Source organism: Candidatus Polarisedimenticolia bacterium, assembly GCA_036004685.1.
In the GTDB taxonomy this organism is placed as follows: domain Bacteria; phylum Acidobacteriota; class Polarisedimenticolia; order Gp22-AA2; family AA152; genus DASYRE01.
The window spans coordinates 109,229-133,718 of sequence record DASYRE010000054.1 but is presented as its reverse complement, the minus strand read 5'-3'; the positions used below and the strand labels follow the sequence as shown (position 1 = coordinate 133,718).

Sequence of the window (24,490 nt, the reverse complement as noted above, 5' to 3'; positions counted from 1 at the left end):
GGTAGAATGAGCGTCATGAATCTGGCCGTCCTGGGCGTTCCCTCCAGCATCGGCGCGCGCCATGCGGGGTCCGAGAAAGCTCCCGCGGCCCTCCGGCGGGCGGGACTCCTCGAGAAGCTCAGGAGCGCGGGACACGACGTGGCGGATCGGGAGGACCAGGAGCTCGTCGTTTTCCGGCCCGACGTCGATCCCGCCCGCGCCAAGCAGCAGAACCTTCCCGCAGTGGCGAAAACGGCCCGGGGCGTCGCGGCGCGCGTGGAAGCGGCGCTGCGCGAGGGGCGGCGCCCGCTGGTCCTCGGGGGCGATTGCACGATCGCGCTGGGAAGCGTGGCCGGCTTGTCCCGATTCCACCCCGACCCGGGATTGGTCTACCTCGATCGGGACGCGGAGCTGAACACCCCCCAGACGACCCGGTCGGGAATCCTGGACGGGATGGTGATCGCTCACCTTCTCGGGCGCGGCGCCCCCGAGCTCTCCCGCCTTTCGGGGCAATCTCCGATGCTGCGCCCGGGACGCCTCGCCCTGCTCGGCGTCGGCCGGCTGGATCCGCAGGAGATCCCGATCTTCGAGGCCCTTCCGGCGCTGCGGATGCGCTCCGACGACCTCGTCCGCCTGGGATCGGCCGCGGCCGCGAAGGAGACGCTGCAGCGGCTGGGGGGCTCCGGCGCCTTTTTCGTCCATCTCGACGTCGACGTGCTGGACGGGGAGGCGATTCCCGCCGTCGACCTGCCGGCTGCCGGCGGCCTGGCGCTGTCGGAGGCCGCGGCCTTCCTGTCGATCCTCTCCGGCGATCCCGGTTTCGCCGGCCTGGAAGTGACCAACTACAATCCGGACCGGGACGCGAGCGGAGTGGCGGCGCGGAAGCTCGTCGATCTCCTCGCGGCCGGCTTCGCGCCGCCGGCCTGAGGCTCACGCCAGGCGCCGGGACGGGCTCGTGGAGGACCCCGGGGGATGATGGTGAAACGTGGCCGATGTCTTGCCGGACTCGCGGCGCTGCTTGGGTTCGCGCTGTGCGCCTGCGGGGCCTCGTCGCGCCCGTCCGCCCCGGCGGCGGCCGGCGAGCGGAACGCCGTTCTTCTGCGCGTCTATTACTTTCCCTTGAAAACCAGCGGGCAGATGGGGAATCGCCACCCGGCGCTGACGGCGTTCCTCCACTCCGGGTCGCTGCCCGGCGGACAGGATGGACCGGCTCAGCTGGCATCGCTCAAGGCGGGGTTCACGCTGCCCGATCTCGGATTCCAGTTCAGCGACGCCGCCAGCCCCGAGGCGGGCAAGGAAGTGGTCCTGCGGATGGGATTCGGCGAGCAGATTCAGATCCGCGTGGGGCCCTTGACCCGAACCGATGCGTCGGCCTATTCGTCCGAGTTCGTCTTCACCTTCGGCCACCGGGAAGCCTTGCGCCAGACGATTCCCTTCAAGTCGGGGCAGGCGCTCCTCTTCGCGGGACATCTGGACGCGAGCCTCCCCATCCTTTCGGTCATCACGCTGGAGATCGCCGCCTTCCCCGCCGGCGCCGATCTGCCGCTGCAGAACTTCCTCGATCGAGCCAGAAAGGACCGCCAGGATTTCGCGCCGCCGCCCCCCCAGCAGAGGGCCCGGGAGCCTTACCTCCCCGGCGTCGGAGACGTCACCCTTCCCGAGCTCGTCACGAGCTCGGTCGCCCTCTACCCCGACGCGGCGCGATCGGAGAAGCTCGACGGGCAGGTGATCGTCGAGGTGACGGTGGATCGGGAAGGACGCGCCACGGAGCCGAGAATCCTGGTCTCCACGTCGCCGATTTTCGAGCCGGCGGCGCTGGAAGCCGCGAAGACCTACCGATACCGCCCCGCCCTGAAGAACGGCACGCCGGTGGCGGTCACGATGAATCTCGTGATGATCTTCAAGTACACAGCGGGCACCACTCGCTAAGGGCGGAGACGCGACGCCGGAGCTCTCCCCCTCGAGTCCCGGGCGGACGAAGCGAGGCGCAACGCCGCGCTCTTCGCGGAAAGCCGGAAAAGTGCCCGAAGGGCCGGCGCGGCCCCACCGGCGGGCTCAGCTGGAGTGCGTCTGGATGAACCGGAGCAGGAGGGTGAGAAGCCCAGCGCCAAGACCCAGGCTCAGAGCAATGCTCAGCACGATGGTCACGAGAAGGAGGAAGACTTCCATGGAGGGGATGGGTCCTTTCTTGGCTCGGGGGTGGGCTGCCGTCGTCGCCACTGACTCCGGAGCGTTCCCCCCATCCGTTGCAGCGCGGCATAATCTAAGGTAAATCCCGGCAAAATGCAAACTTCCCGTTTCCGTCATCGTATCGGCGCGGCGGCTCCCGGGCCTCACACCATCGTCATCGGCCGCGACGCCTTCCAACCGAAGGCAGTCACGCACTTTCGGCGACTTCCGCCTCACTCGCAGCGCTCCGTAGGGCTCCGGCTCGCCCATACTTGTGTCCAATCCACCATGCCGACGGGATCGTGACGCAGCCCGCACAGACCGGCCCGGACGAGAAAGCGCCTCTCCAGGGAGGCGAGCGGTACTAGGTACCCCCCCTCCTGAAGGGAGGCGTCGAGCCCCTTGAGCCCCAGGGCCAGGCGGCCCGCATCCTCTACATGGGCGAGCGTTCTCGCCTGGTCGGCGAGGCTCCCGGGGATCGAGCGGTTCCAGCGCATCAGCTCCTCATAGGCGATCAGGAAAGAGGGGCTGGACGGAATGAAGGGCAGCACGAAAAGGTGGTATTCGCCGCGGGCCAGGGCCCCGGAGATGTCCGGAAGCTTCACGGAATGCAGCGCGACCCGCCCTCCCGCGCGCAGGATCTCCCCCTGGAGCTTCGCCGCCAGCGACGCGGCGACGGCGTCCGACTCGGGGACGAGAAGATCGAGGCGGCCGAGCGGGCCGGCGGCGGCTCCCCGGGGCGCCGCGGCCCGCCGCGGCCCGGGCGACAACGCGGTCACCAGGGTCGCCGGAATGAAGCTCTTCTCCGCCCCGGCCGCTCCCCGGAGCGCTTCGCGATCCAGCGAGGCGAGGAAGGCCCGCGCCGCGTCGGAGCGTGAGAACGGCGGAGCGGAACGGTTCAGCCCCAGGAGGTAGGTGCGCGGCACGGCGTGCGTGAAGAGCCGGACCGCCGGCCCCCCGGGCGGCGCCTCGGAGCGCGGCAGCACCGCGAGGTCGAGGCTGCCTTCGGCGATCCGGCCCGCCTTCGCCGCCTCACCGCGGAGAAAGGCGATCTCATCGAGGTGCGGCAGCCCCCGGAAATACTCGGGATTGCTGCGCAGCGTGATCCGCTGGGCTTGCGGCGTCCCCCAAATCTCGAAAGGCCCGACCCCCTGCTCGTCCTCCCCGAACGCCGAGACCCCGAGCGCGGGATGGGCGAGCCGCAGGGGGAGATCCGGCACCGGCCTTTCGAGCACGACGCGCAAGGTCAGACCGTCCTCCAAGATCAGGCCCGCGGCGTGGGGCGACTCTCCGGAGGCCAGCGCGTCGAATCCCTTGAGCGCCTCGAGCAGGAAGGCGTAGCGGGCCGCGGGAGCGGCGATGAGCCGCTCCCACGAAGCCGCGACATGTCGGGCTTCGACGTAGCGTCCGTTGGCGAAGGCGGTGTCAGGACGGAGGTGGAAAACCCATTCCGCTCCCCCACGCAGGCTTTCCCAGCGCACCGCCAGCTCGGGCTCCACCGCTCCCGACGGGGCGAGACGCGACAGCCCGTGAAACGCCAAACCGCGCAGCATGCGGTCGCTGGTCGTGGCCAGTTTCGCGGCGGCGACGGAGGTGAACGGCTCCTCCAGCGCGAAGGCCCCCTCCCCGCCTTCCTCGGGCACCGCCGCCTCGGGCCGTTGGGGGGCGCGCGGTGGAGCGGGCGAGGTGGGCGGGACGGGCGCCGGGGCGGGCGGAGCCATCCGGCTGCGGCAGGCGGCGAGCGTCGCCGCGAGCATCGCCGCGGCCAGGATCCTGGTTCGCATGGCCGAGACGTTAGCACAGGGGCGCGCGGAATTCCCGGGCGCCGCGCCGGCGAGCGCGGCGGGGATCAGCGGCGCGGGCGGGGAGAGCCGGTGAGCAGGAGCAGCGCCGGCAGCGTGGTGAGCGCCGTGACCAGGCAGGTGATCGATCCGATGACGCAGACCATCCCCATGGAGCTCAGCCCGGGATAGCTGGAAAGGCCGACCGTCCCGAATCCCGCGACGTTCGTCAGCGCCGCCATCACCACCGCTTTTCCCGTCTCCAGGAGCCCCTCGGGGTTCTCGAGCCCTTCCTGGGAAATGCGATGGATGATGTGGATGCCGTAATCGATTCCGACGCCCAGAATCATCGTCGTCACGAAGGCGTTGATGAAATTCATCTTGATCCCCAGGATCTGCATCCCGGCCAGCATCCAGATCACTCCCGAGAGGAGCTGGACGTTCGCCAGCAACGTGAGACGCAGGCTCCGGAAGTCAAGATAGAGGAGGATCGCGACCAGGCCGATCCCCAGCAGGACGGCGCGCCAGGCGTCCCGGCGGAATATCCGCCGCATCTCGGCGCTGGCGATGTTGACGCCCGTCAGCTCGACGCCGTGCGCGGGATCATTCACGGCGCTCACCAGGGCCCGCGGGATGTGCCGCTTGGCGTTGGGCGAGGAAGGGAAGAGATAGGTCACCGTCTGGAATCCTTCCGGGCCCGCTTTGACGTAGCGCGACACGAAACGGTCCAGCCCCGCCCGCTGCAAGTCGGTCAGCCCGATCGGCGACTGAGGACCGAGGGTCGCCGGGAGCGTCTTCAGGTAGGAATCGTAGCTACCCTCGCGGAAGCCGCTCTCCTGGAGCGCCGCCCGGAAGGTCGATTCGATGCGGCCGAGATTGAAGGCCCCCTGCGATCCGCTCCGCAGCGCCTGAATCACCGTCTCCTGGTTCTGGCGGGGCGGCAGGTAGGTGAGGACCGATTCGAATCCGAGCAGTGTGCCGTCCGCGACGAAGCGCTGCAGCTTCCGGTTCACTTCGCTGTTCTTGCGCAGGACCTCGTCGGCGTCGGCTCCGCGGCAGATCACCATCATCGGGTTGAAGGCCGTTCCGAACTTCCGGGAGATCCTCTCCTGGGCCTGGATCCCCCGGTTCGAGGGAGAGCGCAGCTCCTGGACGCTGTCGCTGAACTCGACGCGGGTCGCCAGGAAGCCGGCGGCGAGGGTGATCGCCGCCGACAGAGACACGACGAGACGGGGGTGCCGGATGCTCCACGTCATCATCTTCTGGATTCCGAAGGAGTGCAGGTAGAGCTTTTCGCTGACGTCCTTCTTCCGCCGCCTGCCCTCGTTCCAGGCGATCATCGCGGGGAGGAGGAAGAGGATCGCCACCAGGCACAGGAGGATGCCGGTCCCGACCAGGAAGCCGAAATCGCGCAGCCCCTTGTACTCCGTGATGCACATGGCGTAGAAGGTGCCGGCGGAGGTGATGGCGCCCGTGAAGACGCCGAACGCGGTCGCCCCCATCATCAGGCCCAGCGCCTCCTGCAGCGTGCGCCCGCCCTGCCGCTCCTCGACGTACCGGGCGTACATGACGATCGTGAAGTCGGTCCCCAGCCCCATGAGCATCGCCCAGAAGCCGGTAGTCGCCGAGTTCAGGTGCCGCAGGAATAGATAGGCGACCGCCAGCGTCAGGAACTGGCCGACGACCAGCGGGGTGGACGAATAGAGGATGGCCCCGAAGCGGCGATAGCAGAAGGCGTAGAGTCCGACGATCACCAGGAAGGAGAGGATTCCGTTGCGCACCATGTCCTTCCGGATGAGCTGGCTGTCCTCCAGCGCGATGACGTAGCCCCCGCCGAAATAGACCTCCGGAGCTTCCGCCGCTTTCGCCTCTCCGGTCGCCTCGTCCCCGGCTTCCTGCCGCCGCTCGGTGAAGAACCCGCGCTCGGCGTCGTGCGCCGCTTTCTGGGCCTGATCGAGCAGGGTTCTCGTGAAGTCGACGTCCTGCGCCGGCCGGGTCGGCTTGGCGATGATCAGCAGCGCCGTCCCGTCCTTGGAGAAATAGTAGCCGCTCTCCAAATCCACCTTGAGAGGGCCCTTGCTCCGCAGCATCTCCTGGAGCAGCAGCGGGCTGATCCAGAAGGGATCCTCCTCCAAGACTTTCTTGACCAGGAAGGAGGAGGGTCCCGAAAGCTGTCGGGCGTTCTCCCGGACCCGCTGGCGGATCGCGGCGTCGCTGAATTTCTCCGCCAGCTCCGGCAGCCGGGCGGGAGGCAGGAAGAGGATCTCGTTGCGCCGGAAGAAGTCGAAGAAAGGACCCGACGTGTCGAGCCGGTGCTCCACGTACCGGATCGAAGGAATCTTCTGGAGCTGCTCGGAGAGCAGGTCGGCATATTCCTGCAGATCCTCCTCGCTCTGGCCCGGGCGCGCCTCCACGACCACGAGCAGATAGTCCAATCCGCCGAAATCGGTCAGCGCCTGGCGAAAGGTGTTGATGGCACGGTTCTCGCGGGGAAGGAGGCTGAGAACGTCGCCGTCCAGGGAGAGCTTGCTGCCGAGGTAGATCGAGCCGAGGACCAGCAGCAGGGTCACGAGAAAGACGCGCCGGTAGTGCGTACGGGCGAACTCCTCGATGCGCAGGAACAGTCCGTACTTCAGCCCGCCTCTCACCGATTCCATCCTCCGCGATCCCGACGGCGCGCCGGCCGGCGCCCTCGGCCGCGCCCGCGTGAAGGGGCCCGATTCTCCAGCAAAAGCGGAGACGGAGCAAGTCGGGGCGCTCGACTCCGGGGCCGGTGTCGCCGGGATTCCCGGAGTCGGCGATCCGGCGGCGAACTGTGCTAGTCTTCAAATTCATCGCAGGAGTCGCGCGTGGAGAAACCCGCCCCGACGAGCCATCCGATCCATTCCCTCATCGCCCGGCGCTGGAGTCCGCGAGCCATCGATCCCGGCCGGCCCCTGCCCGCCGAGACGGTCTCCGCCCTCCTGGAGGCGGCCCGCTGGGCCCCGTCTTCCAACAACGAGCAGCCCTGGCGCTTCCTGATCTTCGACGGACGCGATGCCGCGAGTCTCGAGCAGGCCCGCTCCTGTCTGGCGGAAGGGAACGCTTGGGCGCGGAAGGCGCCTGTGCTGCTTCTCTCGGTCGCGTCCGAAGTGTTCGCCCGCGGCGGGAAGCCGAACCGTCACGCCTTCCACGACGTCGGTCTGGCGACCGAGAACCTCCTCCTGCAGGCCACGGAGCTGGGGCTCGTGGTCCATCCGATGGCGGGGTACGACGCGGCGAAGGCGAGAGCCCTCTTCGGGATCCCGGAAGGACACACCCCTCTGGCGATGATCGCGGTCGGCCATCCGGGAAAGGTGGAGGATCTTTCGGAAGAGCTCAGGACTCGGGAGCTCGGCCCCCGCGTGCGCAAGCCGGTGGAGGAATGGGCTTACGCGGGACGCTGGGAAGGTCCTTATCGTTGAACGGCCTTCCCGGGGCCGCTCAGGCCGGGTTCTGGGCCAGGCGCCGCTCGAGCCCCCGATGCTGCCTCCAGATCTCTTCGGGCATGCGATCGCCGTAGCGCCCCAGGAATTCCTTCTGGCTCGCCACCGCCTGCGCCCAACCCTCGCGATCCACGCCGAACAGGATCGCCTCCGCGGCGGGATCGAGATCGAGACCTTCCAGATCCAGGGAGCCGCCGGCGGGAAGCAGGCCAATCGGCGTCTCCTTCGCGCCGCCGGTTCCTTCGCATCGCTGCAGGATCCACTGCAGGACCCGTAGGTTCTCGCCGAATCCCGGCCAGACAAACCGTCCGTTCGGACCGCGCCGGAACCAGTTGACGCGGAAGATGCGCGGAGGGCGCTTGAGGGCGCCCCCCACCGCGAGCCAGTGGGCGAAGTAATCGGCCATGTTGTAGCCGCAAAACGGCAGCATGGCGAAGGGGTCGCGCCGGAGCACGCCGACGCGCCCGGTCGCCGCCGCGGTCGTTTCCGAAGCGAGGGTGGCGCCCAGGAAAGTGCCGTGCGGCCAGTCGAACGCCTCGTACACCAGCGGCACCACGTCGGAGCGCCGGGACCCGAACAGGATGCCGCTGATCGGGACGCCCCGGGGGTTTTCCCATTCCGGCGAGTAGCTGGGGCACTGCTGGATCGCCACCGTGAAGCGGCTGTTGGGATGCGCCGCCGTCTCGGAGCGCCGGGGAGTCCACCGCTCCCCGCGCCAGTCGAGGCACTCTTCCGGAGGCGCTTCGAGACCTTCCCACCAGACCGTGCCGTCGGGCTTCAGGGCGACGTTGGTGAAGATCGTGTCGTGCGTCACAGCGCGCGCCGCGTTCGGATTTGACTCCAGGCTCGTCCCGGGCGCGACGCCGAAGAAGCCCGCCTCGGGATTCACGGCCCACAGGCGCCCGTCGTCGCCGACGCGCAGCCAGGCGATGTCGTCGCCGACGGTCCAGACCCGCCACCCCTCGAAGCGCTGCGGCGGAACCAGCATGGCCAGGTTGGTCTTGCCGCAGGCGCTCGGAAAGGCGCCGCAAAGGTAGGTGATCTTCCCCGCCGGGTCTTGGACCCCGACGATCAGCATGTGCTCCGCCAGCCACCCCTCGCGCGCCCCCTCGACGCTGGCGAGCCTGAGGGCCAGGCACTTCTTGGAGAGCAGGGCGTTGCCCCCGTAGCCGGACCCGACGCTCCAGATCGTGTCGTCCTCGGGAAAGTGGCAGATGTACCGGCGGTCGGGATTCAGATCGGCCTTGGAATGCAGCCCGCGCGTGAAGCGATCGGAGCCGCCGAGCTGCTCCAGCGCCACGCGCCCCATGCGCGTCATCAGCCCCATGTTCAGCACCACGTAGAGGCTGTCGGTGATCTCGACGCCGATCTTGCTGAACGGCGAGCCGGGAGGCCCCATCAGGAACGGGACGACGTAGAGCGTCCGCCCCCGCATCGAGTCGCGGAAGATCGGGCGAAGCTTCTCGTAGGCCGCCGCGGGCTCCATCCAGTTATTGTTGGGACCGGCGTCGTCCTTCCGCGGGCGGCAGACGAAGGTGAGGCCCTCGGTCCGCGCCACGTCGCGCGGGTCGCTCCGGTGGAGGGTGCATCCGGGCAACCGGGCCGGGTTCAGGGCCAGGAGATCGCCCGAGGCGAGCGCTTCGCGGGTCAGGCGGTCGCGCTCCTCGGCGCTGCCGTCGCACCAGACCACTCGATCCGGGGCGCAGAGCCGGGCACATTCGTCGACCCACGCATTCAAAGAGGAATTCACTTGAGGCGTCTCTCCCGTCCCCTTCGCAAGCCGCCTCACGCGCCGCGTCAGGAACGCATTATTGTAACCTCAATCGGCAACCTCAATCGGCGGAACCCGGCCCCTCGCGGCGGCGGGCGGGCCTTCAAAGCTCCTTGCGGAAGGCGTGCTGCGTCTTGTGGAGCTCGTATCCCAGCTTCCGATAGAAGCGATGCGCCGCCTCCCGGATGACGTTCGATCGCAGCGTCACTCTCCGGCAGCCGTTGCCGCGGGCCCAGCGCTCCGCCTCCTCCATCAGCAGCCGTCCGGCGCCGCGGCCGCGATGCGCCGCGTCGACGACCAGTCCGCCGATCTCCGCCCGGGCGTCCGACTCCACTCCCCGGTAGAGAAAGACGTGGACCCATCCGAGCATCGGGCCGCCGGCCGCCTCCGCCACGTAGACGGCGTGACGCGGATCGCTCCCGATCGCTTCCAGGCGGAGGCGAATCTCCTCGGCCGTGGCGGGATACCCGAGCTGGCCCGCGAGCCGGGCTATCTGCTCCTCCTCCCCCCGGCGCGCCGGACGGATCGCCGGTGCCGCCCCCATCCCCTGCTTCGGCTTTCCCGCGCCGCTCATGATGCGAAACCTCAGGAATAAGGGACGTCCGGATGCACGAGCCGGATCAGAAGGTGGAACAGAGGGCCTACCGCTCTCGGGAAGAGCAGGAACGCGACCAGAAGGCCAATCATGGAGATCTGCGGAGATCCGGCGAGACGCCGGACGGCGCGGGCTTTCTCCTCCGGAAGGACCAGTCCGAGCACGGCCGCTCCATCCATGGGCGGCAGCGGAATCAGGTTGAAAGTCCCGAGCAGGACGTTGAGCGTCAGGAACATCGACAGGCCCTGCGCCAGAAACCCCGCGAGGTCCCCGGAGACGCCGGGGGCCACGAGATGGCTGAAATCGATCCGTGACGGCGGGACGAAATAGCCCCACGCCAGCCCGGCCTTCATGAAGAGAAAGGCGGCGGCGGCGATGCAGTAGTTCGCGGCCGGGCCCGCGCTCGCCATCCAGGCCGCCCGCCGCGGGTGGCGATCGGCCCAGAGAGGATCGTAAGGAGCGCTCGCCCATCCCATGGCCCACCCTCTCGTCATCGCGGTCAGGAGCGGCACGACCACCATGCCGATCGGCTCGCGGCGGATGTGCGGGAGGGGCGACAGGGAAACCTGCCCCCCCTGGTAGGCGGTGCGATCCCCTCCCAGCAGCGCCACCCATGCGTGTGCCGCCTCGTGCACAGTGGTCGAGAAGAGGAACGCCACGAACCAGAGGATCCCTTCGAGGATCTGATGCGGTTCCATCGGCCTGGCGCCTCCTTGGGGCTTCTTCCGAGCTCGCGGCGGTCTTGCGGGAGCCGCTTCGGTCGCAGCGCTCCCGGAACGGGCCATTATCAGAAGGGCGATCGACTTACGCAAGCCGCCCCCCGGCTTCGCGGGGAACAGACTGCGATCGGCCGCCGGAAGGAAGGTGGCAGAGCGCGCGGGTGAGGCGGGCGCGGCGCGAGGGGTTCGGGCTTCAGGACGTCCCGGCGCCGTGGCTGCGCAGGAATTCGAGAATCGTCTGCTGGATGTTGTCGACGCGCGCCGGCTTCATGATGCACGGGCGCTCGGTGGCGATCATGTACTCGTGGGCGTTCAGGCTGTCGAGAAGCCCGGTCGTGAAGATGAAGCGATGCTGCGAGCCCGGGCGGACCGATCCCGATTTCAGGAGGAATTCGATCCCGGTCATCCTCGGCATGCGGATGTCCGAGATGATCAGGTTATAGCCGCTCTCTTTGAGGCGCTCGACCCCTTCCACCCCGTCCGCCGCCGTCTCGACCGTGAAGCCCATCGCTTGAAGCACCTCGGCGTAGAGGCTGCGGATCACCGGCTCGTCGTCGACCACCAGCGCTTTTCCGAGATCGCGCGGAAGGTTGGAAAGAAAGGGGGTTTCTCGAGGCATGGCTCGCCCTCCGGGTCGGCGCCTGGAGGGGGCTCCAGGTCCAGGGAAACATAAGCTCCGCGCCCGGGAGGGTCAAGAAATCGGCGGCGGGCTTTCAGGTTTCCAGCCGGCGGACGAGTCCGGTGCTGCCGTCGAGCAGGATGCGGTCGCCGCTTTTCAGGGCGCGCGTGATCCCGGGCAGGTTGACGACCGTCGGCAAGCCGTATTCACGGGCGATGATCGAGCCGTGCGACAGGGTGCCGCCCATTTCCACGACCAAGCCGGAGGCCAGCGTGAAAAGCGGGATCCAGGAGGGATCCAAGGCGGGGGCCACCAGAATGTCGCCGCGCCGCACCCGGTCGACCTGGTGGGGGCCCTCCAGGACCACGACCCGACCTTCGATCCGGCCGGGCCCGACCGGCAGCCCCTGAAAGGTGCCCCGCCCGGCCGGGTGGAGCGGCTGCCGGGCGGCGAGGTTGCCAATCTCCGACTCCCGGAGGAGGTTGGGCATGGGGATCGCCTCCCGGCGGCTCCGCTCTTCCCGCCGCCGGCGGATGATGTCGGGAAATTGCGTTCCGTCCGCCCGGCCGGAGAGGACCGCTTCGATCTCCTCGAGGCGCAGCAGAAACAGGTCGGTGGAGTCGCCCAGCAGGTCGCGCGCGCGCAGCCGCCGGCCCGCCTCGCGCAGGAACCGCCTCAGCTCCGCCGCGACCCGCATCCCTTCGAAGCGGATCCGCTCCCGCAGCGCGATCGCCTCCTTGAGGTCCCGGACGGCCGCCCGGAGCAGCAGGGAGCGCACCGGGACGAGCCGCTCGGCGGGGGAAAGGTCCCTGCGGAGATCGCGCCACGCCCGGGCGGCGGTCTCCTCCTGGCGGCGCGCCAGCGTCTCGGGATCGGGCGACCGCGGATCCTCTCCGGCGGCCCCGATCGTCTTCAGCAGGAAGCCGGGAGCATCCCGGTACAGGGGCATCGCGGGATCGGTCTCCTGGATCCCTCGATGACCGTACCGGCGTAGGTAATCCTGGAAAGCGGGGAGAAAAAACGTCCCTTCGAGCTCCTTTTCGTAACCGCGAAAGTCGTCCTTCCCCTCCAGCAGGTATTGCAGGGTCCTCCCCTCCCGCCTCGAGAGCTGCGCCAGCCGCAGGAGGTCCAGTCCCTGCCGGACGGAGATGTTCTTCTCCCCGGCCGGGACCACGGCATTGACCAGCCGCGCGCCGCTCGCGCGCCGCGGCAGCAGGAGCTCCAGCGCGAGCATCTTCGACGTGACCCGATTGAATCCCGCCATGAGGAAGTAGATGAAATCACGGCTGCTCGCCTCCAGTTCCCGGCAAGCCTCCAGGATTCGCGCGTCGGTGGCGGCCGCCGGATCCTCCGCGCTCAATTGCCGCGTCCGGGCATGGACCCGATCGAAGAACCGCCGCGCCTCGGCCGGCATCCGCCTCTGGCGCAGGAAGGCCCGCAGGTGGGCCGCCGGATGAAGCAGCAGCGCCCGGAAGGGACGGGCCGCCGGCTCGGCCGCTTCCGCCACTTCCTCGCCATGCCCGATCCAGCGGGCGAACCGGTCGTAGGAAAGCCCGAACTTCGCCATCATCGCGCCGATGAGCGACAGGTTGAAATAGGGACGCCCCTCGATGGCGCGGACGAGCGTCCCTTCGGGCATCTCGGTCCCCAGGCGGCGGTAGCATTCCCGCCAGTCGACCCGCTCGAGCAGCGACAGGAACAGCTCCGAGGGCAGGTCGGGAAGCAGCTCCCGCATGTTGGCCCGAGTCCAGAGGGTGTCTTCGGCAAGCGGGGTCGCGGAGCGCCGGGTAGCCGCGGCGGCGGAATCGCCCACGACCGGGCGCGCCTGGAGCAGATGCAGGCGCTCTCCTTCCAGGGCCCATTCGATGTCGAGAGGAACGCGCCACGCCGACTCCGCCGCCAGCGCGGCGCGCCGAATCTCCTCGAGGGCGCCGGAGGAAAGCAGCCCCGAGGCAGTCCGGTCGCCGGCGGGCGATCCCGACCCGCGCGGCAGGCGGAGCCGCTCGGGGCGGTCCCTCCCTTGCGCCAGACGCTCGCCGCTTCCCGCCACCGCTTCGACGACCAGATCGCCGCCGGGCGATCCCGCGGCGCGCGTGAACAGGATTCCGGAGACCGAGGGACGCAGCATGATCTGGACGATCACCGCCATGCGGATGGCGGAGGGATCGGTCGAAAGCGCTCGATCGCGCCGGTAGAGCAGCGCCCGCTCGGTGAACGCCGAGGCCCAGCAGCGGAAAAGGGCCGGCAGGACGTCGCCGCGCGCCACTCGGAGAAACGACTCGTGGATCCCGGCGAAGGAGGCCGTGGCGGAGTCCTCCTGGACGGCGGAGGAGCGCACCGCGAACCCTTCCGGGGCCGCGCCCAGCGCGTCGAGAGACGCTTCGAGAGCCTCCCGAACGGGCGCGGGGACCTGCCGCGCCAGCCTTTCCGGCTCCGGATCATCGGGGGACCGCGAGCGGATCTCCTCGAAGAACGAGGCGGGCGTCACGAAGGCGCGGGGCACTGCGATCCCGAGCGCCGCCAGGCGGGCGAGCCCCACCCCTTTTCCGCCCGCCTCGTCGAGGTCCTGCTCGCCGATCTCCTCCAGGAACAGGAAGGGCCGCTTCATGGGCGACACTATACTCCGGGAGAATGTATGATGAGTCGCTATGACCGGCGTCGCGGAAGCTCCCCACGGATCCCGCCCGTTGCTGCGCAAAGCGCTTGCGGTCCTCGTGTTTCTCTTCGTCCTGGCCGTCCTCGCCGGCGTCGCCGCCCAGAGCACGCGGCTCGTGCGGTGGGAGGCGGCGGGCGGGCGGACCGGCCGCTACAACGTGATCCTCGTCACGGTCGACACGCTGCGGGCCGATCACCTCGGCTGCTACGGCAATCCGCGCGCCCGGACGCCGGCGATGGATCGCCTGGCGGCCGACGGGATCCTGTTCGAGCGGGCCGCGACCTCCGCCCCGATCACGCTCCCGGCGCACGCCTCGATCCTGACCGGCACTTATCCCGCCTATCACGGCGTCCGCAATAACGGCAGCTACCGCCTCGGCCCCCGGGCGGAGACCTTGGCCGAGATTCTCCACGCGCACGGCTACTCGACGGGCGCGATCATCGCCGGCTACCCTCTCGTCACCCGCTTCGGCCTGTCGCAGGGATTCGATACCTACGACGATCGCCTTCCGTCGGAGCGGGACCGGCAGGTCGGCTTCCGCGAGAGGGGAGCGGAGGAGATCACGCGTCTGGGGATCTCCTGGCTGGGGGGCAAGGCCGGCGAGCGCTTCTTTCTCTGGCTGCACTATTTCGATCCTCACGCGCCCTACGCTCCCCCCGCGGCGTACGCCGACCGCTTCCCGCTCTCGCCGTACGACGGGGAGATCGCCTACGTGGACGCCGAGCTGAAAGCGCTGCTCGACGCGGTGCGCAAGCTCGGGCTTTCGACCCAGACGCTCGTGGTCCTGACCTCGGACCACGGCGAGGGGCTCGGAGAGCACGGGGAGTCGACGCATGGCGTCTTCCTCTACGAATCGACCCTGCACGTGCCGATGATCCTGTCGCTCCCCGGGGCGCTCCCGCGGGGGCGCACCGTGCCGACGCCCGTCCGCACGATTGACCTTCTTCCCACGATTCTGAGCCTGGTGGACCTCCCGCAGCCCGACGAAGTCCAGGGGACCAGCCTGCTTCCTCTGGTCGCCCGCCGCCCGGCCGATTTCCTGCTCAAATCGATCTCGGAGACGCTCCTGCCGCGCGAGAACTATGGCTGGAGCGAGATGGCGGCGCTGCGGATCGGAGATTGGAAGTACGTTCAGGCGCCGCGCGAGGAGCTCTACGATCTACGGAACGATCCGGGGGAGACGAGGAACCTGGCGCCGCAGCGGGAGGGCGACGCGGCGCGGATGCGCGAGGAGATCCACCGGCTGATGGCTGAGGCTGCTCCCGAAGGCGCCTCCATCGCCTATCGGCAGGAGCTCGACGAGACCGCCCGCGAGCGGCTCCGCTCGCTGGGCTACCTGTGGGCCCCGGGACCGGCGCGCGGCGCTCCTGCCCCCGATCCCAAGAGCCGGGTCGGCGCGCTGCAGCAGCTCGACGAAGCGATCGCCCTTTATGCGCGCGGGCAGTTCGGCCCGGCCGTCCGGGAGTTCGACGAAGTGCTGGCCGCCGATCCCGGCAACCTCGCCGCTCTGCTCCACCGGGGAAACGCCCGGGTCGGGTCGGGCGATTTCGTCGGCGCCGCGGCCGACTTCGAGGCGGTGCTCGCCCAGCGCCCGCGGAGCAGCGAAGTTCTCCTCAACCTCGGGACGGCGCAGCTGGGCCAGGGGCTGCTCAACGAGTCGGCGAGGACCTTCCGCCAGGTCCTCGATCTCGACCCCGATTCCGACAAGGCCTACGCCGGTCTCGGCCAGGTGCTGTCGCGCCAGGGACGGCAGGACGAGGCGGTGGAGGCCTTCCAAAAAGCGCTGGCCTTCAATCGCGCCTCGCGCGAGGCGAAGCAGGGGCTCGCCGCCGTGCTGGCCGCGGGGGGCAAGACGGAGGAGGCGGAGGCCACCTACCGGAAGGCGCTCGAGGAGAATCCCGCCGACGCCGTCACGGCGCTCGCGCTGGCGAGGATCCTCTACGAATCGCGGCGCTACGACGACGTCGTGGCGCTGATGGAGCGGACCTTGAAGGCCGGGGTCGACGTCCCCGATCTCCACTTCGCCATGGGCAACGCCCACTTTCAAAAGGGAGAGGTCGCCCAGGCCGCCGAAGAATACGCCCGCGTGTTGAAGGCGAGGCCCGGGGACTCGCAGGCGCTTTTCGGGTCGGGGCTGGTGGCTCTGAAGATGGGGCGGACCGGCGAGGCGATCCGGCTGATGGAACGCAGCCGGGACGCCGATCCGTCCAACGCCGCGGCCCGCCGAAATCTCGCGATTCTTTACGACGAGGGGGGCCAGGACCTCAAGGCGATCACCGAATACCGCTCCGTGCTGGCTCTGCAGCCCTCGGCGCGCGAAATTGCCTTCCACCTCGGGCGGGTCTTCGCGCGGTCGGGCCGGCCGCGCGAAGCGGCGGAGCAGTTCCGCGCCTACCTCGCCTCCGGAGGGGGCCCCTTCGCGGACGAGGCGCGGCGCGAGCTCTCCCGGCTCGGAGGATCCTGAAAGCGAGGAGCCTCCCAAAAGCAAGACGGCCCCGGGGGGGCCGCCTGCGGAACGCGTCCGGGCGTGGTTCGTTACTTGATGATCGCCCGCAGCCCCTTCCCCGTGGTGAACTTAACGACCTTCTTCGCGGGGATTCGGAGCGGAGCGCCCGTCTGGGGATTGCGGCCGGTCCTTGCCTTCCGTCGCGAGATCGAGAACGTGCCGAAGCCCACCAGGCTGGTGCGCTCCCCCCGCTTTAACGTCCGGGTGATGTGCTCGACCAGCGAATCGATGGCCTTCGCCGCCTGGACCTTGGTGATCTTGACGTCCCGCGCGACGAAATGGATCAGGTCGCCCTTGTTCATCGCCTCACCTCCACCTCGTAGGTTGGTTCGGATCGGTTGGAATCCCCGAGAACGAAAGTTGGCGCTTATATAGCATCGCGAGATCGGGGTGTCAACAGAAAGTCGCTCGGAATTCGCCGGCGCGGCGCGCCGCGGAACGCGGCTATAATGGACGGGCTTTTGCCGCGGCCTTCCGCCGCGCTCCGGAGGAATGGAATGAGTCCCGAGCCGTCGCTTCCCGTCGATCGGAGCCGGGCCCTCACGCGCAAGACGGGCCGGGCGATTCAAGACTACCGCATGATCCAGCAAGGCGACCGCGTCCTGGTCGCCGTCTCCGGAGGAAAGGACTCCTACGTCCTCCTCGATCTCCTCGAGACGCTGCGCCGCCGATCGCCGATCCGGTTCGACCTCGTCGCCTGCAACGTCGATCAGGGATATTCGGGATTCCGCTCCGACATCATCGAGGAGCATCTGCGCTCCGGCGGCTACGCCTATCACATCGAGACCACGGAGATCGCCGCCACGATCCGGAAGAAGATGGACCCGGAGGACACGCATTGCTCTCTCTGCGCCCGGCTGCGCCGCGGCGTTCTCTACCGTCTCGCCGATCAGCTGGAATGCAACAAGATCGCCTTGGGGCACCACGCCGACGACGTGATCGAGACGCTCCTGATGCTCCAGTTCTTCAACGGGCAGATCAAGGCGATGCCTCCCGTGCTGCGCGCCGAAAACGGCAGGCACACGGTCATCCGCCCGCTGGTCTACGTCTGGGAGCAGGAGGTGATCGACTACGCGCGCGACCGAGGATTCCCCGTGGTGTGCTGCTGCTGCCCCGCCTGCGGCGACGCCTCCTTGCAACGGCACCAGATCAAGAGCTTCCTCAAGCGCCTGGAGGAAGGCCACCCCGGAATCAAGGCCTCCCTGCTCAAGGCGACCCGCAACGTCCACCTGCCTCACCTGATGGATCCGCGGTTCCTCGCGCCGGCGTCTCCCGCGGCGGACGGCGCGCCCGCGGCCGCGGAGTCGGCGACGCACGCCGGCTGATCGGCGGGAGCGCCTCCCCTCCTGCCGAACGAGTTCCTCCAGATGCGCAGGCGTTTGTGCGCCCGCCGCAGATCGAAGTAGCGGCGCAGGGCCCGCGCGTCGCCCGGACGCGGGTTCCAGAGAATCACGTAATCGTAGCAGGCGGCCGCCCGCCGGAGCGCCTCGTCGCCGGGCACCGCGCCCCCCTCCCCTGGCGCCCAGGGCGTCACCCGGTAGGTCACCGGATTGTAGGCAGGTTGCGCGTGCAGGTAGGGAGCCCACCCCCTCTTCGCCATCAGGTAGTAGGCCCACGAGTGCAGATTGACGCGGTATTTGGGCCCCGGCTCCAGGTTCTCCATCGGCAGCAGCGAGCTCCCCTCCTCGACGGCGTCGATGCCGGCGAGATATTCCTCCACGTCGCCGCTCCGCTTGCGGAATTCCTGGAGGTTGCGCATCTGAATCGCCAGAGCCGCGGCGACGAAGAGAGCGGCCGTGGCGATCCGGATGCCGCGTTCCTTCGGGAGGCGCACCCCGCCCAGCAGCGCCAGGACGAGCAAAGGGCTGAATCGCATCTTCAGATGCCACCAGTCGCGCAGCTGGCCCGGGGCCAGCAGATACCCCAGGGCGAGCAGCGCCGCCACCACGAGCCAGGGGTTGCGGCGGAGAAGGTCGTTGCGGCGCGGCGACGGCGCGCCCGCCGAGCGCAGCGTCGCCAGCGTCCAGAGCGTCGCGCCTCCCAGCGCCCCCACCCAGCCGAGAGCGACGACGGTGTCGTAGCCCCAGCCGTGCGGATTGAGGAGCCACACGAGCGCGAGTCTCGCCAGATCGAGCCGGGGCCGCGCGAAAGCCGGGCGCAGCGCGCCGGCGCCGCCCGGCCCGGAAAGGAGGGAGAAGAGCAACGTCCCGATCATCAGGAGAAGCCCCGGAAGAAGTCCGGCCGCCTTCCTGAGCAGATCGCGGCTGAAGCTCAGCGCCAGAAGGCATCCGGTCACTCCGGCCAGAATCATGAAGACGAAGCCGTGGGTGAAGTAGAGAAGGGTCGCCAGCAGGGTGAACGCCGCAGGGAACCGCCCCCGTGCCGGCGCCGCCAGCGCCGCCAAAGCGGCGACGTAGACCATCAGCGCGCAGCAGAAATTGAGGTTCCCCATCATGAGGAAAAGGTTGAATCCCATCGCGGGAGTGGCGAGGGCCAGCAGCGCGTTCTCCGGATTCACGCGACGGAGCCAGCGGTAGGCCGCGGCCGGCATCAGGGCGAGGCAGGCCGACACGAAGATCTTGGAAGCGGCCATCTTGCCGACGAGAGGCGCGAGGAGAAGGATGACGGCATAGCACGTGGCATTGGCCACGGGCCGGAGATTCGGCGCGTAGATGGCATCGACCCAGGCCTCGCGCCGCAGGAACCGCTCGAGGAGGTCGACCTTCAGCAGATGATTCGGCAGATCCTGGAGGGGAAGGAACCGGACCGCCCAGACGGGGACAAGGGAGCCGATTCCGAGAAGGAGCAGCAGGGCGCGGAGGGCGCGATCTTCGGCGGAACGTCCGTCAGGCAACTCACGCTCCGGGAGGCTCGTCCACGGCGCCACGGCCGGGCCCGCGGGGGGTCCCACAGGCAGGCTCCGCCGGGTGTCGGGAACCCGCCGCGCGCCTCCGACTCCCCGCCGCGTTGACGTCGAGAGCGGCGCTTCATACTATACGAACTCGATTCGCGGCGGGAAGGAGCCCGATGCCCGTGCTGCACGCTTTCCGCGAAGGGATCTTCTCCACCTCCCCGCACCCCCGCACCCTGGCGCCGGCGTCCGGCCGGCGCGGCAGAGCCCTATTAATATGATAGGGACCGCGCGCGGCACCATCGGTCGTGATCGGCCGGTAACCCATCCGAATTTCACGGCGATATCTACGCCGTTTCCTTGACACCCCCGGATCCGGGTGTTAGATTGCGCCATACCTGTAGGCGACGCGGTGGCAAGCCGACAGCGAATCCCGGTCGGATTCGGTCGGTCCATGGCTTCCGGCGCGAGCCGGATCCACGCGTCCAGATATCCCGGTCTCCTCGAGGAGTGTTCGCTTCGCCGTTCTTTCCAATCTTCCCGCCGGCGCCCCGGGAGCGGGCCGGGCGGAAGAATGCACGCGGAACCGGTACGAATTGGGAACCAACTCTCTTTAGGAGGCAGATGCGATGTGGGATAAGAAAGAGGGCAAGGACGTGGCGCCCGGCAGCTTCGCGACGGGAACCGGTTACGCGAGCACGGGGCAGAGCCTTCCGAGCAGCAGCAGCAGCCGGCTCGTGAACATCGGCCAGACGATCTTCATCAAGGGCGAGCTGACCGGCACCGAGGATTTGACGATCGAGGGGCGGGTCGAAGGGAAGATCGAGCTCAAGGATCACAACCTGACCATCGGTCCGAACGGGAAGATCAAGGCCGACGTCTATGCCAAGAGCATCGTCATCACCGGCGAGGTGCTGGGAAACGCGTTCGCTTCCGAGAGAGTCGAGATCACCAACTCCGGAGTGTTGAAGGGCGACATCACCTCGCCGCGCATCGTCATCGCCGACGGCGCCCAGTTCAAGGGAAGCGTCGACATGGACAAGGGAGCCGCCAACCGGGAGAGCCGCCCGGCGCAGCGCCCGGATCAGATCAAGCCGATCCAGCCGGTGAAGGACGAAGCGCCGGCCTACAAGAACGTGATGCCGCAGCCGGTCCACGGCAACTCCGCCGAAAAGGCCCGCTGAAGCCTTCGAGGGAGAGCGCCGGCCGGGCCATCGGGCCGGCGCCTCCCCCTCGCTTTCCGCTATGTTCGGACCCATGTTCAAACGCCGCGATTCCGACCTTCCCGGGCCTCAGACCGGCGCCGCAAGCGGCGCCGGGCCGATTCTCCAGACCTCCCACGCCCTCCCCCGTCTCGCCCGCCGCCTGAGCGCCGCGCCGCACGCCCGCGTCCTGGACCTCGGCAGCGTCGTCGGAGGCAACCTGCAGTTCTTCATCGACCTGGGGTGCAAAGTCACCGCCGACGACCAGCAGCGCCCCGTGGAGACGGCGGCGCTGACCTCCTCCGGAGGACCGGACTGGAAAGGACATCCCCGCCTCGATTACCCATCCGACTCCTTCGAGGCGGTTCTCGTCTGGGACTTCTTCGACTTTCTCGGTCCCCAGGAAGCCAGGAGTTTCTCCCGGGACCTCCATCGCGTCGTGAAGGCGGGAGGGATCGTGATGGCTTATTTCACCTCCCGCGAGACGGAGCGTCGCGAGCCCTCCCGGCGCTTCCGCATCACGGCGCCCGACAAGATCGAGTGGATTCCCCTGGGCGCCGCCCGGCCGCTGCGGCACGTCTATCAGAACCGCGACATCGAGCGGATGTTCGAGGGATTCCGGACCCACTTCGCCGTCGTCCTCCAGAACGGCAGCCGGGAGATCCTTCTGGAGAAGAAGCGCCCGCTCGCCGCCGCGTCCGACGGCGCGAAATCGACTCCTTCCGCGTAGGCCGCGCCGTCCCGCCATTGCCCGCCGCGGCGTCTTTGTGCTAATTTCCCTCCCCATTCACAGCCGGACGGCATCTTCCAGGGACGAGAAATGGTCGCGACGCGGCAGGTTCCGGTCAGACAAGGGGACACTTTGCTCCTGGTGGGGACCACCAAGGGGCTGTTTCTCCTGCGTTCCGAAGGGGCAAGCCGGAGGCGGTGGGACCTGGGAGGGCCTCATTTCCCGGGCCAGGACGTCTACGCCGCCGCCTTCGATGCGCGCCAGGGCCGGCACCGACTCTGGGCCAGCAACCACGGCCACTTTGGCGCGCTGCTGCGCTTCTCCGACGACTTCGGCAGGACCTGGAGCCCTCCCGGCGCCTGCGTCCTGAGATTCCCCGAGGAGTCGGAGAGGTCGCTGCGCCAGATCTGGCAGATTCGCCCGGGACGCTCGGAGGAAGCGGAGACGCTCTACTGCGGGGTCGATCCCGCGGCTCTGTTCGAGTCGCGGGACGGCGGCGGAAGCTGGAGGCTGGTCGAGGGACTGCACGATCATCCCCACCGGCCCCTCTGGGCTCCGGGCGGGGGCGGCTTGTGCCTGCACACCATCCTGCCGGATGCCTCCGACCGAAGAAGGATGTACGTCGGAGTCTCCACGGGCGGCGTCTACCGGACCGACGACGGCGGCCGGAGCTGGCATGCGCGGAACCGGGGGATCCGGGCCGACTTCCTGCCCGACCACCATCCCGAGTTCGGACAGTGCGTGCACAAGTTCGTCCAGCACCCCTCTCGTCCGGAGCGGCTGTTCCTGCAGAACCACGGCGGGATCTACCGCAGCGAAGACTTCGGAGAGAGCTGGCAGGACATCGGCAAGGGAGTCCCCTCCGATTTCGGATTCTCCATGGCGGTTCATCCCCACGAACCCGACACCCTCTTCGTCCTGCCGCTCGAATCGGACGTCTTCCGCTGCACTCCCGGAGGCCGGCTCCGGCCGTACCGCAGCCGAGACGCCGGCCGGTCGTGGCGCCCGCTCACCGACGGGCTCCCCCAGAAGGACGCCTTGGAGACGGTCCTGCGCGACGCGCTCGCGGTCGACGCGCACGATCCCGCCGGCGTCTACTTCGGCACCCGGAGCGGACGGATCTACGCTTCGCGCGACGAAGGAAAGTCCTGGAAGCTGCTGCGCAGCGGGCTGCCTCCCGTCGTCTGCGTGAAAGCGGCCGTGGTGGGAGGACCGCGCCCGCCGCGGCGCGCGCGCCGCGCGGCCGCCCCGAGGTCCCGGAGCCGCCGGGCTTCCCCGCGGAAGCCTTGATGCCGGTCGCCGTCGCCCTTTCCACCCCTTTGCGCGCCTGCGCCGCCGGCCAGAGCCGCGTGCTCCTTCCCGGCCGTCCGTCGACCGTCGGCGAGGCGCTCGAAGCGCTCTGGGCGATCCATCCCGCGTTGCGGGATCGCATTCTCACGGAGCAGGGCGAAGTCCGGCCCCACGTCAACCTTTTCGTGGGAAGCGAGAGCATCCGGCACACGGGCGGGCTCGAGACCCGCCTTCCCGCGTCCTGCGAAATCGCCGTTCTTCCCGCCGTCAGCGGCGGGGGGCGGCCCATCATCCTGTAGAATAGAGGCCATGACCGACAAACAGCGCCACGACATCCGCAACATCGCCATCATCGCCCACGTCGATCATGGGAAGACGACGCTGGTGGATCGCCTCCTCCAGCAGACGGGGACGTTCCGCTCGAACGAGAGGATGGTGGAGCGGGTCATGGACAGCAACGACCTGGAGCGGGAGCGGGGGATCACCATCCTCGCCAAGAACACCTCCGTCCGCTACCGGGGGGTCAAGATCAACATCGTCGATACCCCCGGTCACGCCGATTTCGGCGGCGAGGTGGAGCGCACCCTGACGATGGTGGACGCCGTGCTCCTGCTCGTGGACGCAGCCGAGGGGCCGATGCCCCAGACCCGCTTCGTCCTGAAGAAATCGCTGGAGCTCGGGCACCGGCCGATCGTCGTGATCAACAAGGTGGACCGCGGCGACGCCCGGCCGCACCAGGTCCTCGACGAGGTCTTCCAGCTCTGCCTCGATCTGGGGGCGAGCGAGGAGCAGCTCGACTTCCCCGTCCTGTACGCCTCCGCCAAGCTGGGCTACGCCCGGCGCGAGCTGGAGGACGCCGACACCGACGTGAAGCCGCTCCTGGAGACGATCCTGGAGCGGGTGGCGCCTCCCGGGGGCGACGACGAAGCCGATTTTCAGATGAGCGTGACGAACATCGAGTACAACGACTACCTGGGCCGTCTGGCGATCGGGCGCATTCTGCGCGGCAAGGTGCGCGAAGGAGCCGACGTGGCTCTCGTCAAGCACGACGGGGCGGACGAGCGGGCACGGGTGACCCGGCTGAGCGTTTTCGAGGGGCTTAAGCGCACCGACGTCGCCGAGGCCTCGGCCGGAGAGATCATCTCGCTCGCGGGCTTCCCCGACGTCGCCATCGGGGAGACGATCGCCGATCCCTTGAACCCGGTGGCGCTTCCGGCCCTGCGCGTCGGGGAGCCGACGCTCTCCATGGAGTTCCTGGTGAACGACTCGCCGCTCGCCGGGACCGAAGGGAAATACGTGACGTCGCGCCACCTCCGGGAGCGGCTGCAGCGGGAGATCCGCTCCAACGTCAGCCTCCGCATGGAGGAGACCGACTCCACCGAGCGCTTCGTCGTGTCGGGCCGCGGCGAGCTGCACCTGGCGATCGTGGTCGAGACGATGCGCCGGGAGGGCTATGAATTCCAGCTCTCGCGCCCGCGCGTCATCACCCGCCGCGAGGGCGAGGCGATCCTCGAGCCCATGGAGCACCTCGTCGTCGACGTGGAGGAACCGGCGCTGGGCGTCGTGATGGAGAAGCTCGGATCGCGGCGCGCCGAGATGACCAACATGAGCGGCGCCGGCACCGGCAGAGTCCGCGTCGAGTTCCTGATCCCGGCCCGCGGGCTCATCGGCTTCCGGAACGAATTCCTCAGCGACACGCGCGGCGCCGGCGTCATGAGCCACGTCTTCCACGGCTACGGGCCCCACAAAGGGGAGATCCCGGGGCGCACGCGCGGCGCGCTGATCGTCAAGGAGGCGGGCGAGAGCGTCTCCTTCGCTATTTCCAACCTGCAGGAGCGCGGCACGATGTTCGTGGGCCCCGGGGTGCGGGTCTACGAGGGGATGATCGTGGGCGAGCACTCCCGCGAGAGCGATCTGGTGGTGAACATCTGCAAGAAGAAGCACCTGACGAATATGCGCGCCTCCGGCTCGGACGAGGCGATCCGCCTGACGCCGCCGCGGCAGATGAGCCTGGAGCACTGCATCGAATTCATCAACGACGACGAGCTGGTGGAAGTGACGCCGCGAACGATTCGTCTCCGGAAGCGGTTCCTCAACCATCAGGATCGCAAGCGCTCCGACCGTCCCGCCGTGGAGGTCGTGTGAGGGCCGGCCCGCT

The 24,490-nt window shown here is 68.8% G+C and carries 20 protein-coding genes; 10 read left to right on the top strand and 10 right to left on the bottom strand.

Translation table 11 applies throughout. The features are described 5' to 3' along the window. Positions 1 to 15: 15 nt before the first annotated feature. Together VGR67_15350 and VGR67_15345 are read left to right on the top strand one after the other, a co-directional pair. Positions 16 to 906, top strand: coding sequence for an arginase family protein (locus VGR67_15350; protein ID HEV8337790.1), 891 nt, complete (start codon positions 16 to 18; stop codon positions 904 to 906). A 45-nt stretch (positions 907 to 951) separates the two neighbouring features. Further along, complete coding sequence (locus VGR67_15345) at positions 952 to 1,908, top strand: energy transducer TonB (GenBank protein HEV8337789.1); 957 nt, start codon at positions 952 to 954, stop codon at positions 1,906 to 1,908. A 126-nt stretch (positions 1,909 to 2,034) separates the two neighbouring features. Here VGR67_15345 and VGR67_15340 read toward each other — a convergent pair whose 3' ends face one another. The 3 genes from VGR67_15340 to VGR67_15330 form a co-directional block, all read right to left on the bottom strand. Further along, positions 2,035 to 2,199 carry a hypothetical protein gene (locus VGR67_15340; GenBank protein ID HEV8337788.1) on the bottom strand — a complete coding sequence of 55 codons (165 nt, stop codon included), beginning with the start codon at positions 2,197 to 2,199 and terminating at the stop codon, positions 2,035 to 2,037. Positions 2,200 to 2,381: 182 nt separating this feature from the next. After that, a complete protein-coding gene (locus tag VGR67_15335; GenBank protein ID HEV8337787.1) occupies positions 2,382 to 3,932 on the bottom strand; it encodes an ABC transporter substrate-binding protein in 1,551 nt (516 codons plus the stop codon). 65 nt (positions 3,933 to 3,997) lie between these two features. Further along, a complete protein-coding gene (locus VGR67_15330; GenBank protein ID HEV8337786.1) occupies positions 3,998 to 6,586 on the bottom strand; it encodes an MMPL family transporter in 2,589 nt (862 codons plus the stop codon). Positions 6,587 to 6,778: 192 nt separating this feature from the next. On the opposite strand from VGR67_15330, the gene VGR67_15325 reads away from it, so the two are divergent. Then, on the top strand, positions 6,779 to 7,372 hold the full coding sequence (locus VGR67_15325; GenBank protein ID HEV8337785.1) for a nitroreductase family protein: 594 nt from the start codon (positions 6,779 to 6,781) through the stop codon (positions 7,370 to 7,372). 19 nt (positions 7,373 to 7,391) lie between these two features. On the opposite strand, the gene VGR67_15320 is transcribed toward VGR67_15325, so the two are convergent. The 5 genes from VGR67_15320 to VGR67_15300 all read right to left on the bottom strand — a co-directional run bounded on the left by VGR67_15320 (position 7,392) and on the right by VGR67_15300 (position 13,705). Then, entirely contained in the window at positions 7,392 to 9,143 is a 1,752-nt protein-coding gene (locus VGR67_15320; protein ID HEV8337784.1) for a phosphoenolpyruvate carboxykinase (GTP), read from the bottom strand. Between the two features lie 124 nt (positions 9,144 to 9,267). After that, positions 9,268 to 9,738: a GNAT family N-acetyltransferase gene (locus VGR67_15315; protein HEV8337783.1), complete on the bottom strand. Its 471-nt coding sequence runs from the start codon at positions 9,736 to 9,738 to the stop codon at positions 9,268 to 9,270. An 11-nt stretch (positions 9,739 to 9,749) separates the two neighbouring features. After that, positions 9,750 to 10,457 (bottom strand): site-2 protease family protein, encoded by a 708-nt coding sequence (locus VGR67_15310; protein HEV8337782.1) that lies wholly within the window; start codon positions 10,455 to 10,457, stop codon positions 9,750 to 9,752. A 214-nt stretch (positions 10,458 to 10,671) separates the two neighbouring features. Beyond that, complete coding sequence (locus VGR67_15305; protein HEV8337781.1) at positions 10,672 to 11,097, bottom strand: response regulator; 426 nt, start codon at positions 11,095 to 11,097, stop codon at positions 10,672 to 10,674. A gap of 94 nt (positions 11,098 to 11,191) precedes the next feature. After that, positions 11,192 to 13,705, bottom strand: a complete 2,514-nt coding sequence (locus VGR67_15300) for a PEP/pyruvate-binding domain-containing protein (protein ID HEV8337780.1) — start codon at positions 13,703 to 13,705, stop codon at positions 11,192 to 11,194. Positions 13,706 to 13,745: 40 nt separating this feature from the next. Between VGR67_15300 and VGR67_15295 the strand changes: the two genes are divergently transcribed. Continuing rightward, positions 13,746 to 16,217: a sulfatase-like hydrolase/transferase gene (locus VGR67_15295; protein HEV8337779.1), complete on the top strand. Its 2,472-nt coding sequence runs from the start codon at positions 13,746 to 13,748 to the stop codon at positions 16,215 to 16,217. Positions 16,218 to 16,288: 71 nt separating this feature from the next. Here the strand turns inward: VGR67_15295 and VGR67_15290 are convergent, their stop codons facing one another. Further along, positions 16,289 to 16,561, bottom strand: coding sequence for an HU family DNA-binding protein (locus VGR67_15290; GenBank protein HEV8337778.1), 273 nt, complete (start codon positions 16,559 to 16,561; stop codon positions 16,289 to 16,291). Positions 16,562 to 16,756: 195 nt separating this feature from the next. Here VGR67_15290 and ttcA point away from each other — a divergent pair, with 195 nt between their 5' ends. After that, the gene (gene ttcA / locus VGR67_15285) at positions 16,757 to 17,584 is read left to right on the top strand and encodes a tRNA 2-thiocytidine(32) synthetase TtcA (protein HEV8337777.1); all 828 of its coding nucleotides are present in this window, start codon (positions 16,757 to 16,759) and stop codon (positions 17,582 to 17,584) included. On the opposite strand, the gene VGR67_15280 is transcribed toward ttcA, so the two are convergent. Further along, positions 17,494 to 19,113, bottom strand: a complete 1,620-nt coding sequence (locus tag VGR67_15280) for a hypothetical protein (GenBank protein ID HEV8337776.1) — start codon at positions 19,111 to 19,113, stop codon at positions 17,494 to 17,496. The genes ttcA and VGR67_15280 overlap by 91 nt on opposite strands. Positions 19,114 to 19,739: 626 nt before the next feature. Here VGR67_15280 and VGR67_15275 point away from each other — a divergent pair. From VGR67_15275 to typA, 5 genes are all read left to right on the top strand, one after another. Then, positions 19,740 to 20,294 (top strand): polymer-forming cytoskeletal protein, encoded by a 555-nt coding sequence (locus tag VGR67_15275; GenBank protein ID HEV8337775.1) that lies wholly within the window; start codon positions 19,740 to 19,742, stop codon positions 20,292 to 20,294. Between the two features lie 73 nt (positions 20,295 to 20,367). Beyond that, positions 20,368 to 21,042: a class I SAM-dependent methyltransferase gene (locus tag VGR67_15270; protein HEV8337774.1), complete on the top strand. Its 675-nt coding sequence runs from the start codon at positions 20,368 to 20,370 to the stop codon at positions 21,040 to 21,042. A 90-nt stretch (positions 21,043 to 21,132) separates the two neighbouring features. Continuing rightward, complete coding sequence (locus tag VGR67_15265) at positions 21,133 to 22,332, top strand: exo-alpha-sialidase (protein HEV8337773.1); 1,200 nt, start codon at positions 21,133 to 21,135, stop codon at positions 22,330 to 22,332. Next, positions 22,332 to 22,631 carry a ubiquitin-like small modifier protein 1 gene (locus VGR67_15260; GenBank protein ID HEV8337772.1) on the top strand — a complete coding sequence of 100 codons (300 nt, stop codon included), beginning with the start codon at positions 22,332 to 22,334 and terminating at the stop codon, positions 22,629 to 22,631. Before VGR67_15265 ends, VGR67_15260 begins: the two co-directional genes overlap by 1 nt. A 10-nt stretch (positions 22,632 to 22,641) precedes the next feature. Next, the gene (typA, locus tag VGR67_15255; protein ID HEV8337771.1) at positions 22,642 to 24,477 is read left to right on the top strand and encodes a translational GTPase TypA; all 1,836 of its coding nucleotides are present in this window, start codon (positions 22,642 to 22,644) and stop codon (positions 24,475 to 24,477) included. Positions 24,478 to 24,490 lie beyond the last annotated feature (13 nt).

What these genes read in the sequence shown, in the direction of transcription:
- VGR67_15350 (HEV8337790.1), top strand. Translation starts at nt 16, where the DNA reads ATGAATCTGGCCGTCCTGGGCGTTCCCTCCAGCATCGGCGCGCGCCAT.
- VGR67_15345 (HEV8337789.1), top strand. Translation starts at nt 952, where the DNA reads ATGATGGTGAAACGTGGCCGATGTCTTGCCGGACTCGCGGCGCTGCTT.
- VGR67_15335 (HEV8337787.1), bottom strand. Translation starts at nt 3,932, where the DNA reads ATGCGAACCAGGATCCTGGCCGCGGCGATGCTCGCGGCGACGCTCGCC.
- VGR67_15330 (HEV8337786.1), bottom strand. Translation starts at nt 6,586, where the DNA reads ATGGAATCGGTGAGAGGCGGGCTGAAGTACGGACTGTTCCTGCGCATC.
- VGR67_15315 (HEV8337783.1), bottom strand. Translation starts at nt 9,738, where the DNA reads ATGAGCGGCGCGGGAAAGCCGAAGCAGGGGATGGGGGCGGCACCGGCG.
- VGR67_15310 (HEV8337782.1), bottom strand. Translation starts at nt 10,457, where the DNA reads ATGGAACCGCATCAGATCCTCGAAGGGATCCTCTGGTTCGTGGCGTTC.
- VGR67_15305 (HEV8337781.1), bottom strand. Translation starts at nt 11,097, where the DNA reads ATGCCTCGAGAAACCCCCTTTCTTTCCAACCTTCCGCGCGATCTCGGA.
- VGR67_15300 (HEV8337780.1), bottom strand. Translation starts at nt 13,705, where the DNA reads ATGAAGCGGCCCTTCCTGTTCCTGGAGGAGATCGGCGAGCAGGACCTC.
- VGR67_15295 (HEV8337779.1), top strand. Translation starts at nt 13,746, where the DNA reads ATGACCGGCGTCGCGGAAGCTCCCCACGGATCCCGCCCGTTGCTGCGC.
- VGR67_15290 (HEV8337778.1), bottom strand. Translation starts at nt 16,561, where the DNA reads ATGAACAAGGGCGACCTGATCCATTTCGTCGCGCGGGACGTCAAGATC.
- ttcA (HEV8337777.1), top strand. Translation starts at nt 16,757, where the DNA reads ATGAGTCCCGAGCCGTCGCTTCCCGTCGATCGGAGCCGGGCCCTCACG.
- VGR67_15275 (HEV8337775.1), top strand. Translation starts at nt 19,740, where the DNA reads ATGTGGGATAAGAAAGAGGGCAAGGACGTGGCGCCCGGCAGCTTCGCG.
- VGR67_15270 (HEV8337774.1), top strand. Translation starts at nt 20,368, where the DNA reads ATGTTCAAACGCCGCGATTCCGACCTTCCCGGGCCTCAGACCGGCGCC.
- VGR67_15265 (HEV8337773.1), top strand. Translation starts at nt 21,133, where the DNA reads ATGGTCGCGACGCGGCAGGTTCCGGTCAGACAAGGGGACACTTTGCTC.
- VGR67_15260 (HEV8337772.1), top strand. Translation starts at nt 22,332, where the DNA reads ATGCCGGTCGCCGTCGCCCTTTCCACCCCTTTGCGCGCCTGCGCCGCC.
- typA (HEV8337771.1), top strand. Translation starts at nt 22,642, where the DNA reads ATGACCGACAAACAGCGCCACGACATCCGCAACATCGCCATCATCGCC.